10 protein-coding genes and 1 tRNA gene are annotated in these 10646 nt (G+C 42.0%); 6 read left to right on the top strand and 5 right to left on the bottom strand.

The window, feature by feature from the left end; all coding sequences use genetic code 11:
- Positions 1–187 precede the first annotated feature (187 nt).
- Positions 188–1540 (bottom strand): glutathione-disulfide reductase, encoded by a 1353-nt coding sequence (gene gorA, locus O9323_RS04140; protein WP_193977230.1) that lies wholly within the window; start codon positions 1538–1540, stop codon positions 188–190.
- 339 nt (positions 1541–1879) lie between these two features.
- Between gorA and dacB the strand changes: the two genes are divergently transcribed.
- Together dacB and glgA are read left to right on the top strand one after the other, a co-directional pair.
- On the top strand, positions 1880–3304 hold the full coding sequence (gene dacB / locus O9323_RS04135) for a D-alanyl-D-alanine carboxypeptidase/D-alanyl-D-alanine endopeptidase (protein ID WP_149107134.1): 1425 nt from the start codon (positions 1880–1882) through the stop codon (positions 3302–3304).
- A gap of 204 nt (positions 3305–3508) precedes the next feature.
- Positions 3509–4987, top strand: coding sequence for a glycogen synthase GlgA (gene glgA, locus O9323_RS04130; protein WP_288124722.1), 1479 nt, complete (start codon positions 3509–3511; stop codon positions 4985–4987).
- Between the two features lie 143 nt (positions 4988–5130).
- Here the strand turns inward: glgA and O9323_RS04125 are convergent, their stop codons facing one another.
- From O9323_RS04125 to trmB, 3 genes are read right to left on the bottom strand one after another with little or no spacing between them, the layout of a single operon-like run.
- On the bottom strand, positions 5131–5931 hold the full coding sequence (locus O9323_RS04125; protein ID WP_002756294.1) for a tetratricopeptide repeat protein: 801 nt from the start codon (positions 5929–5931) through the stop codon (positions 5131–5133).
- Positions 5932–5950: 19 nt separating this feature from the next.
- Positions 5951–6559 (bottom strand): hypothetical protein, encoded by a 609-nt coding sequence (locus O9323_RS04120; protein ID WP_149107132.1) that lies wholly within the window; start codon positions 6557–6559, stop codon positions 5951–5953.
- Positions 6560–6593: 34 nt separating this feature from the next.
- On the bottom strand, positions 6594–7229 hold the full coding sequence (gene trmB, locus O9323_RS04115) for a tRNA (guanosine(46)-N7)-methyltransferase TrmB (RefSeq protein WP_002756291.1): 636 nt from the start codon (positions 7227–7229) through the stop codon (positions 6594–6596).
- Between the two features lie 65 nt (positions 7230–7294).
- Between trmB and O9323_RS04110 the strand changes: the two genes are divergently transcribed.
- From O9323_RS04110 to petG, 3 genes are all read left to right on the top strand, one after another.
- The gene (locus O9323_RS04110) at positions 7295–8431 is read left to right on the top strand and encodes a metallophosphoesterase family protein (protein WP_002756290.1); all 1137 of its coding nucleotides are present in this window, start codon (positions 7295–7297) and stop codon (positions 8429–8431) included.
- An 87-nt stretch (positions 8432–8518) separates the two neighbouring features.
- Positions 8519–9004, top strand: a complete 486-nt coding sequence (locus tag O9323_RS04105; protein ID WP_002756288.1) for a hypothetical protein — start codon at positions 8519–8521, stop codon at positions 9002–9004.
- Between the two features lie 249 nt (positions 9005–9253).
- Positions 9254–9370, top strand: a complete 117-nt coding sequence (gene petG / locus O9323_RS04100) for a cytochrome b6-f complex subunit V (protein ID WP_002738052.1) — start codon at positions 9254–9256, stop codon at positions 9368–9370.
- Between the two features lie 169 nt (positions 9371–9539).
- On the opposite strand, the gene O9323_RS04095 is transcribed toward petG, so the two are convergent.
- On the bottom strand, positions 9540–10091 hold the full coding sequence (locus O9323_RS04095) for a 1,2-dihydroxy-3-keto-5-methylthiopentene dioxygenase (RefSeq protein WP_002736975.1): 552 nt from the start codon (positions 10089–10091) through the stop codon (positions 9540–9542).
- Positions 10092–10222: 131 nt separating this feature from the next.
- Between O9323_RS04095 and O9323_RS04090 the strand changes: the two genes are divergently transcribed.
- Positions 10223–10295, top strand: a tRNA-Ala gene (locus O9323_RS04090).
- The last annotated feature ends 351 nt before the right edge of the window (positions 10296–10646 follow it).

Raw genomic sequence — 10646 nt, 5'->3', positions numbered from 1 at the left:
AACCCTTATCCTGACTTGATTTCAGTTTTTTCTTTGTCAGTAAGGGTGTCAACAAGGAATATTACAAATTGTTAACCGAGTCTTGAAAGCCTTGTGCTACAAAGGTTTGAAATGTTAAGAAAGATGTGACTAAAGGACAGCCTTGATAAGGGGGGTGTCTGATAATTTTTAACGCCTACCTACTTAATCAACGCATGGTGACAAATTCCTCGGCAGCACTGGGATGAATGCCGACAGTGGCATCAAAATCGGCTTTTGTCGCCCCCATTTTTACGGCAATGGCTACTCCCTGAATAATTTCGGCGGCGTGATCTCCCACCATGTGCGCCCCAAGGATTTTACCACTTTCCTGGTGGACAACTAATTTCATCAAAGTTTTGTCCTCTCGGCCTGGTAAAACATTGTAACCAGGGCGGAATTTAGACCGATAAACTTTAATTCCCGTGTCACCATATTGTTTTTTGGCTTGCAATTCCGTTAATCCCACCGTCGCCGCTTCAGGAGTAGAAAATACTGCCGAAGGAACGTTTTCATAACTCATTAACCGGGGTTTATTACCAAAGACTGTATCGGCAAAAGCTCGCCCCTCATTAATCGCCACGGGAGTTAAATTAATTTTATCGGTACAATCACCCACGGCATAGATATTATCTTCACTGGTTTGGCTATACTCGTTGACGACAATTGCCCGATTTTTTACCTCGACATTGACATTCTCTAAGCCCAATTTTTCCAGCTTAGGAATCCTGCCAGTAGCGGCTAATCCTAGGGCATCAACAAATAAGATTTCTGAGGTTTCTTGACCCTGAATATGTACTTTTAAACCCGCAGCAGTTTTCTCGATCGAAGTGGGGAAAGTTTCGGGCATAATTTTAATTCCCTGACGGATCATTTCCCCTTGAATCTCATCGCGGATATCCTCATCAAACCCTCTTAAAATCTTGTCTTTACGGATTAACTGCACCACTTCTGTCCCCAATCCGTGCATAATACCGGCAAATTCTACCCCAATATATCCCGCTCCTAAAACTATAATTCTTTTTGGTTGTTCTGGCAGTTGAAACATGGCATCAGAAACTACTGTGTGTTCGATCCCCGGAATATCGGGTTTAACCGGATGTCCCCCCACGGCAATTAAAATTTTATCGGCAGTAATTTTCTCCTCTCTCACCTCTAGGGTATGGCTATCAAGAAACTTGGCATAATTAGGAAAAAGCGTCACTTGAGAATTATCGAGCATCTTTTGATAAATGCCATTTAAACGGATAGTTTCCTGATTAACGGCGCTAATTAATTTTTGCCAATTTAACTGACTCTCTACTGAACTCCACCCGTAACCTTCCGCATCCTTAAATAGTTGCGGAAAACGACTAGAATAAACCATTAATTTTTTGGGAATACAACCGCGATTAACACAGGTTCCTCCCAAGCGATCATATTCTGCTAATCCCACTTTTGCCCCGTATTCGGCTGCCCGTCTAGCGGTGGCAATACCCCCAGAACCACCACCAATCACGAATAAATCAAAATCATAACTCATAAAAATATCCTCGCGAATGTATAGAAATTTGACGGAATCAAGAAACTTTCTGGGCAAAAAAGGATAGAAAATATCTCGGATCAATCCCTAACTGAATCTATTAAGTAACTAGGACAATATGGTCACTAATGCTGCTAAATTAGAGTCAATTTATTTACTAAGTAGCTGGTTATAATTAAATTAAAAATGGATTTTAGGTTCGATCCCCCCTGCCCCCCTTGATAAGGGGGGTGCCGATCCCCCCTTATTAAGGGGGGTGCCGATAGGCGGGGGGATCCCCCTTAATAAGGGGGGCATCTGATAATTTTTAACGCCTACCTACTGCCAAGATTTAATTCTATGCTAACACGCCGATCGAAATTATCTTTTCTCTTGGGGACCTGTTCCCTATTTCTCTGGGTAAACCATCCCCTCACCCTCGCAACCCCCATCAGTCAAGACAATTCCCCCCCTTCCCAGTTTATCTGTCCAGCAGACTTAGCCACCGAGATCGATCGCATTTTGGCCCGACCCGATTATCAAGGTGCTTATTGGGGAATTTTAGTAAAATCCCTCAATTCTCAAGAAAATCTCTATAGTCTCCACGAAAATAACTTTTTTACTCCCGCTTCTACTGCGAAATTATTAACCACTGCCGCCGCTTTTAGCAAATTTAACCGCGATTATCGTCTGAAAACCCCCATTTTAGCCCAAGGCAACCCCCCCGATTTAGAGACTTTAACCTTAGTCGGGAGGGGAGATGCAACCATAACCACAGAAAAGTTAGAAAAATTAGCAGAAAAGTTAAAAGCAAGGGGAATTAACTCAATTTCTCGTTTAATTGTCGTTGCTAGTCCTTTTGTCGTCTCCGATAGTCAAAAAACCTGGGAATGGGAAGATGTCTTTTTTGACTATGCTGTACCCGCTTCTAGCTTGGTTTTAAACGAAAATTCCGTCAATTTAAGGCTTTTACCGCGACAATTGGGGCAAAGCTTAGATTTACAATGGTCTGATCCCATTGCCGCTAAACAATGGCTAATTGAGAATCAAACCAGCACGGCAGCGCAAGGAAGCCCGAATAATCTGGCAATTAAGGGCAATTTAGCCAATAATCGCCTGATTATCACTGGTTCTCTGGCTATTGATAGTCAAGATGATTTTAATTTAGCTATTCCCCAACCCTCGGAGTATTTCCTCGATCGCTGGCGTAATATCCTCGAAAAAACGGGAATTACCGTTAAAACCGCCGAAATTAGCTCAGAAATTCTCGGCGATGAAATCACAAATTTAGAATCAGAACCCCTAGCATATTTGGTGGAAAAAGTCAATAAAAATAGCGATAATTTACTAGCCGAAACCCTACTACAAATGCTCGGCGGTGTCTCGGGATTGCAAGAAACTTTAACAAAACTGGGAATTAACAGCGATAGTTATAAAATCGGCGATGGTTCGGGGCTATCACGACAAAACCTGATTAAACCCAATACTTTAGGTCAAATCTTACAACTAATGGCAGAAAATCCTGATTATCGTCGTTCTTTAGCCATTGGCGGCATTGATGGCACTTTAACCAATAGATTTCGCCAGACTCCCCTAGAAGGACGATTACAGGCAAAAACCGGGACTTTAACCGGAGTTACCGCTCTCGCCGGTTATCTAGAAACCGCCGACAATCAACCCCTAATCTTTAGCATAACCGTCAATAACAGCGATAAAACCGCCACCACCCTCAGAAACGGCATCGATGAGGTGATTTTGCTACTAGGACAGTTAAAACGCTGTTAATATTGAGGAGGCAAAAGGCAAAAGGCAAAAGGCAAAAGGCAAAAGGCAAAAGGCAAAAGGCAAAAGGCAGCTTTGTTCTCCCCAACACCCCAACACCCAAACCCGCAACTAATTCGATCGAGCCATTTAATCACAGAAGACTGTATACTTTTGTAAAAATTGCTTCTAGCTGACCTGTAGATTAATCGAGGGAGTTATTGATATATGTATATAGTTCAGGTTGCCTCCGAGTGCGCCCCGGTGATTAAAGCTGGGGGATTGGGGGATGTGGTATATGGATTGAGTCGAGAATTAGAAATTCGCGGTCATTGCGTGGAGCTAATCCTACCCATGTATGATTGTATGCGCTACGACCAAATTTGGGGCTTACACGAGGCTTATCGGGACCTGTGGGTGCCTTGGTACGGTGGCGCAATTCACTGTAACGTTTTTTGTGGTTGGGTACACGGGCGCTTGTGTTTCTTTATTCAACCCAATTCGGGGGATAATTTCTTTAATCGCGGTACTTACTACGGTTGTAAAGACGATAATATGCGTTTTGCCTTCTTCTCTAAAGCCGCTTTAGAATTTTTGCTCAGAAGTAATAAACGTCCCGATATAATTCATTGTCACGACTGGCAAACGGGTTTAATTCCGCCCTTACTTTTTGAAATTTATAAATATCATGGTATGGGCAATCAGCGCGTTCTCTACACCATCCATAACTTTAAACACCAAGGATTTGGTGGTGCAGAAATTCTCTGGGCAACAGGATTAAATAACGATACTTACTACTTTAGCTATGCCCGAATGCGCGATAACTTCAATCCTTTTGTGATTAATTTTATGAAAGGTGGGATCGTCTTTTCCAACTATTTCAATACCGTCTCACCCCACCATGCTTGGGAAGCACACCACACCGATGTTAGTTACGGTTTAGGTCATACAATTCACCAGCATCAACACAAATTTACTGGCATTCTCAACGGTTTAGATTACAATATCTGGAACCCAGAAGTAGATAAATTTATTCCTGCACCCTACGGTATTGATAACTTCTCCGAGAAGGCACGCAATAAGAAGGCACTGCGAGAAAGACTCTGGTTAAGAGATGAACCAGAAAAGCCCTTAATTTGTTATGTCGGTCGTTTAGATGACCAAAAAGGTGTACATTTAGTTCACCATGCCATGTATTATGCCTTAGCTCGCGGGGCGCAATTTGTCCTCTTAGGTTCCGCCACCGAATCGTTAATTAATAACTGGTTCTGGCACGAGAAAAATCACCTAAATAATAACCCTGATGTCCATATTGAATTGGGCTTTAATGAGGAATTATCTCACCTCATTTATGCGGGGGCCGATATGATTGTGGTTCCCAGTAATTTTGAACCCTGCGGACTGACACAAGTAATCAGCTTAAAATATGGAACCGTTCCCATTGTCCGGGGAGTTGGTGGTTTAGTTAATACGGTTTTTGATCGTGATTATGATACCTATCACAAACCGGAAGAACGCAATGGTTTTGTCTTTTTTGATCCCGATAATAATGCCCTCGAATCAGCCATGTCCCGGTCATTAGAATTGTGGTACACTCAACCGGAAGAATTCCAAAAATTAGAGATTCAAGGCATGGAATGCGATTACTCTTGGAATCGCCCCGGGGAAGAATACGTTGCCCTCTATGAAATGATTCGCCACAAATAAACTGTCTTGTCTCTAGCAATTCCCTGGCAGTTGTCAACAGAAATTCGAGGAATAGATTTGTTGAAATTACCAGGGTAATTGCTTTAGTTCTGACCGATTCCTGACTCCTAACCCCACCAACAAACTTTTTTAGTAAACCCTACTTAGTAGAGCAGAAATGTTAACTTTGCTTGGTATTCTTGGGTGAGGGGATGACTAACCCCCAAAATCTGAAATATGGCTAACATGGCTTTTCTTGCCCCATCCTGACGATATTTTCTACTTTCTTCCACCAGGCTGATCAGTTTATCTAAAGCGGCGGCATAATCTTCTTTTAAGGCGAAATTAATCCCAGTAAAAAATATCGGATCGAGGGGATTATTTTCTGGTTTTAACTGTTGAAATTCTAGGAGAGTTTTCCAACCTTTGATAACAGGATTTTCTTCTTTAATAGCACTGATTAATCGGTAGGCATCTGACCATTTTTCTAGACGCATGAGAAATTTTACCGCCATAATAATTAATCGCGGTTCGTCGGGATATTTGGGAAAAAGACGATCAAATAATTGTTTAGCTGCGGGCAAATTATCGAGGGCGATCGCTTCTTTGATTTCTGCTAATCCTGTTTCTAATTCCGATTGTAAATCGAGACGGGAAAATAAGTCTCTAATTTGTTCTTCTGGCAAAGCACCGACAAAACAGGGTAACACTTCTCCCTTGCTGACAATTCGCACATCTGGAACTCCTTCTACATCGTATTGTTCGGCTAATTCGGGACTTTTATCTATATCTATTTTTGCCAGGATAAAATTATATTCACTTGCCAGTTTTTCCAGCATCGGTTTTACCAATTTACAGGGTCCACACCACAGGGCATAAAAGTCTAAAATCACTGTATTTAGATAGGACTTCTCGATCACTTCACTGTCAAAATTTGTCCCATCTACATCGATAGAATATCCCATCTATTTCTCCTCTAATAAATTATTTTTCAGCTAGTTTTGTCTCACTTATCTCTTTTACCCAAAGGGCTAATCCTCCCCCTCGTCCCCGGGCTGCTATCATTGTTTCTGTGATCAGAAAATAGGCAAAAAATGCCTGTTTTTTGATGCTTTCCTGATAAAAATTAGCTTCGCTTACCTGGCCATTTCTAATAAAACCTGAATAGAGAGAGCGATTAAATAGGGTTAGGTTGAGCCGGGTGAAATCAAAGGCAAGAAGACGGGTTTTAGGAAAAAACTTAACCGGACCGCTTACAGATAGTTTTACTGCCCCTAAAAATATCTGATTGCTGACGCTTCCAGAGATAAATTCTCCCGGTTCTAAGCTCTCATTTCTTTGGTAAGAGATGGTAATTTTTAACCAGGACGGTAGATAGCGCCCCTTACCCAAAACAATTCCCGCTCTCTTTTTCGCTTTTTGAGTTCCTGTGATCAAGTATAATCGCCAAGTACCGACTAAAGCCTCAAAAGTAAGATTTTCTTTAGTTTTTTTATTGTTTTTTTCTGTTGCTAAGAGAAATTCTAACAATTGAGATACAGGAGGGCGATTATTCTCCTCAAGTATTAGGGGTGAGTCGAGATTTATAACCATGATTTCAGACAGTGCCAAGATATTTTAGCTGAAGCTACCGAACTCGAAAAAGTGAACGATAAACCGGTTGACCTTTATTATAAGTGGACTTTTCCCTCTCCGTCGCTATGGGGAAAATATTTTCCGCTAACCAGGGGGTTTGATGTTGCCGAACAAAATGGGGATGTGCTTGAAATCTCTCCGTCATTTCCAGGGCGATCGATTCCACATCCGACTGTAAAAAAACCCAGCCTCCAGATACCATATATTTAGCCAAAGCTATGACTAATTCCGGCTGCACGACTCGACGCTTACTGTGACGCTGTTTAAACCAAGGATCGGGAAATTGAATCGACACCCGAAATAACTTATCTACGGGCAAAGATTGCAGTAAAATTTCTGGGGCAACATTCATATTGCCAAAAACAAAAGCGAGATTACTTAATCCTAACCTTTCCCGTTCCTGATTCGCTTCAATTACCAAAGGTTGACGAATTTCAATCCCCAAAAAATTAATTTCTGGATATACTTGGGCCATTTGTAACAAAAATTTACCCCGCGCACAACCAATATCAAGATGGAGAGGTTGCGTCATATCCTGATAAACTTGATTCCAATCGGGGGGAGCGATCGGATGGCGATATTTATGACTTAAGGGATTGACGTGCTGACGAACGCGAACTTTAGCCAAAGATATTTTCTCCTCATTTCTCCTCGATCGATCTAGTTTACCGATATTTAGCCCAATTGAATGCGATGAATTTCCGTTTCGCCATTCTCAGCGATCCTCATATCGCTTTACCCACAACCATTTTAAACCATTCTAATCGCTTTCATCTGGTGGAAGTGAGTATTCCCGCTTTAAAAATTGTTTTAGACCATCTCATCACCCTTAACCTCGATTTTTTGCTGATTGCTGGCGATTTAACCCAAGATGGTGAACCAGAAAATCATCGTTGGTTAGCCGATTGTTTAGCCACTTTACCCTTTCCCGTCTATGTGGTGCCGGGTAATCATGATGTTTTGAGTTTAACCGCAACAGAAAACCAGATCGGTTTAGGAGATTTTCCCTTTTATTATCAACAATTTGGTTACAGCCATCCCGAACAAATATACTACCAAAAAGAAATTTTACCCGGAGTGCAATTAATCGGTCTTAATTCTAATCAATTTGATGAGCAAGGTAAACAAATTGGCAGTTTAGATGCAGAACAATTGCATTGGTTAAAACAGATTTTACCATCGCTAAAAAACGATCTAGTGATGGTGATGATCCATCATAACGTTATCGAGCATTTACCCGGACAAAGCAATCATGAATTAGGTAAACGCTATATGTTGGCTAATGCGGGAGAACTGCTCGATATACTACAGGAAAACGGCGTAAAATTGTTGATTACCGGTCATCTCCACGTGCAGGATCTGGCTTTTACTAGAGGTATCTATGAAATTACCACCGGTTCTCTCGTCAGTTATCCCCATCCCTACCGGGTGCTAGAATATTGCGAAAACACGGTTGAATTAGCCATAGAATCCTTTCATCTGCAAAATATACCCGGATGGGAGAATTTACCCGCTATTTCTCGGCAATGGTTAGGCGATCGCTCTTATCCTTTTATGATGCGTTTATTAACCTGTCATCCCCTCAATCTTCCCGTGAGTCTAGCGGAGGAATTAGCCCCAAAATTACGCAATTTTTGGGCAGATGTGGCCCAAGGTGACACAATCTTCGATTTTAGCGATTTTCCGCCCCTAGCACGCCGTTATTTCTACGCTTTCAGTGCCATCGATCCCCTCGGTAATCCTCATTTTATCGACAATCAAGCCGTAATTAGTTTCAAGCATCAGTTTAGTTATCAGCGCTCAAACTTTCTGCTGGAGATGGGAGAATAGCTGCAACAAATAATTAACTATAGCTTATAGTTATGGTACGCGGCCGCTATCTTGGCAGAAAATATCAAAAAAAATCAATAAAAATAAATGGAAGCACTTAAAAAGGAATTAAAAAAAATCGGTTCTCTTGCCCTCTTTTTTTTCTTGGCTTTCGGTTATATTCTTCTGATCATGAAATTATTTCTGGAAGAGTATTCGATTACCACCTACGTTTTGGGTAAAGCGATCTTAGGAGCGATCCTTGCGGCAAAAACCGTGGCCATTCTCGACGCAGCCATGAAGCTAGAATGGTTAGAAAATCGTCCCCGTTACGTTAGTGTTCTGTATCGAACCTTTGTTTATACCCTAGCAGCACTGATTCTCGGCTCGATCGAGGGTTTTCTGGAAGCTTATCGGGTAACGCGGGTGATTTCGGAGGCAATGGCCAAATTTTGGCAAAGGGAAAGTTTCTCTCAAATCCTTGCGGTTACTCTCTGTCTCGCAGTGGTTTTTTGTCTCCACAATCTCTGGCACGAAATCGATCGCTATTGGGGTAAAGGCAAATTGAGAAAATTTTTTCTCGATCGCTCCTAGAGTAGAGCAGTTATCTTAATAGTGAAGTTTTCCTTTTGGGGAGTCGGGAGACTCCGAGACAGGAGACAGTCTTGAATCAGTTATCAGATCTGAGTTTTCAGTTCACTGATTACTGATTACTGTTCACTGTTCACTGAAAATACACCCCACACCCCACTTAAGAAGTATGTACGATCGCCCTATCTTTCGCGGGCAACCCCTGCTACGATAAAATACGGGTGAAAAATTGCTAATCCAAGGAGTACAGACGTGATTGAACCTTTAGTGCTAGGGATTGTCCTAGGCTTAATTCCCATTACCCTAGCGGGTTTGTTCGTTGCCGCCTATTTACAGTACAAACGGGGCAATCAATTCGGCTTAGACTAAATCTATCACGCCAATCCCCCGAATTGAGAAAATCTCCCGTCTGGCTAGGCACTGGACGGGAGATTTTCAACAGGACAGATTTGCCGCTTAACAGATTGTGGCTGCCGGCGTTGCCATCCCCGCAAAACTCCTCTGTCTTTTTGGGAAAGCGATCGCCTGAAACCAAGAGCTACACGGCTGTTAAACTAGGAAAACGAATAACGGTTTCCGTGTATTCGGGAACCCATCCGGCGGTAGTGGTGAAGTAACGCACTGCTTTAACTCGTTTACTGGCAGTGAGGTGAAACCAGTGTTCGCTATGGGCGGGAACATTGATGTATTCTTGAGGTTGAATAGTTAATTCCCCCTGAGAACCATCGGGAAAGACAAAGCCAAAAACCCCCTCCCCATCAATGATATAACGCACCTCATCGTCAGCGTGGGTGTGACAGCGCTCGAATTTGGCCAGTAAAGTGTCGAGATTGGGAATTTCAGGGTGTAAAACGATTAAATCTCTAGCTTGATAACCCGCTTCTTGCTTTAGTTGCTCAAAATAACCGTCTAAGCTGGTTAAAACTATTTCTTTTTCTTCGTCAGTCAGAGAAGCTTGCTTAAGTAGCTGACGGGTGGCCTCGTTTTCGATCGGCCAATAGTTTAAAGTGACATTTAATTTAGCCAATTCCAGACTAATATCGGCTAACTGGGTATAGGTTGTCCCATTCTCTAAGCGTAGTATCGCCATTAGTTATCATCCTCAAGATTACTTTTTCCATTTTAAAGTTTTCCAGAGAGAAGCCGCTCAATTTTTTGCCCCTCGATCCCTTGCCAGTTCCTAGGATTTTCTGCTCAAAAATGCTATTATGGTCTATATCTGGGGAATTAGCTCAGTTGGTAGAGCGCTGCGATCGCACCGCAGAGGTCAGGGATTCGAGTTCCCTATTCTCCATTTTCCAGAGATATTAACCGCTTTTCAAGGTTCAAGAAAGATTATGAACCAGTCTCAACTTCCCAAAAAGGCGTTACTTTTATTTCTGGGGAGAATAGCAGAGGATTACTGACAGAAAAGCTAAAAGATTTGACTTGTGGTGGTAATTTTCCTTGAAAAAATGCCATTAATTCCTGATCATTTCTCGGTAAATGACTAAGGATAAATCCATGGGAGCATCCCAATTATGTAATGAGTATAAATGCTCAGAAGGGTAAGAAGGCTTTTGTAATAACGATTCTGGTTCCAATCACACAATTTAGAGAACCGTTGAAAATCTATGAACTCCCGAAAAGGCTTGCCATATAAGTA

Origin of the sequence: Microcystis sp. LE19-131.1A (genome assembly GCF_027532015.1) — a bacterium.
GTDB classification, from domain to species: Bacteria; Cyanobacteriota; Cyanobacteriia; order Cyanobacteriales; family Microcystaceae; genus Microcystis; species Microcystis ichthyoblabe_A.
This window is presented reverse-complemented; position numbering and strand designations above follow the sequence as displayed.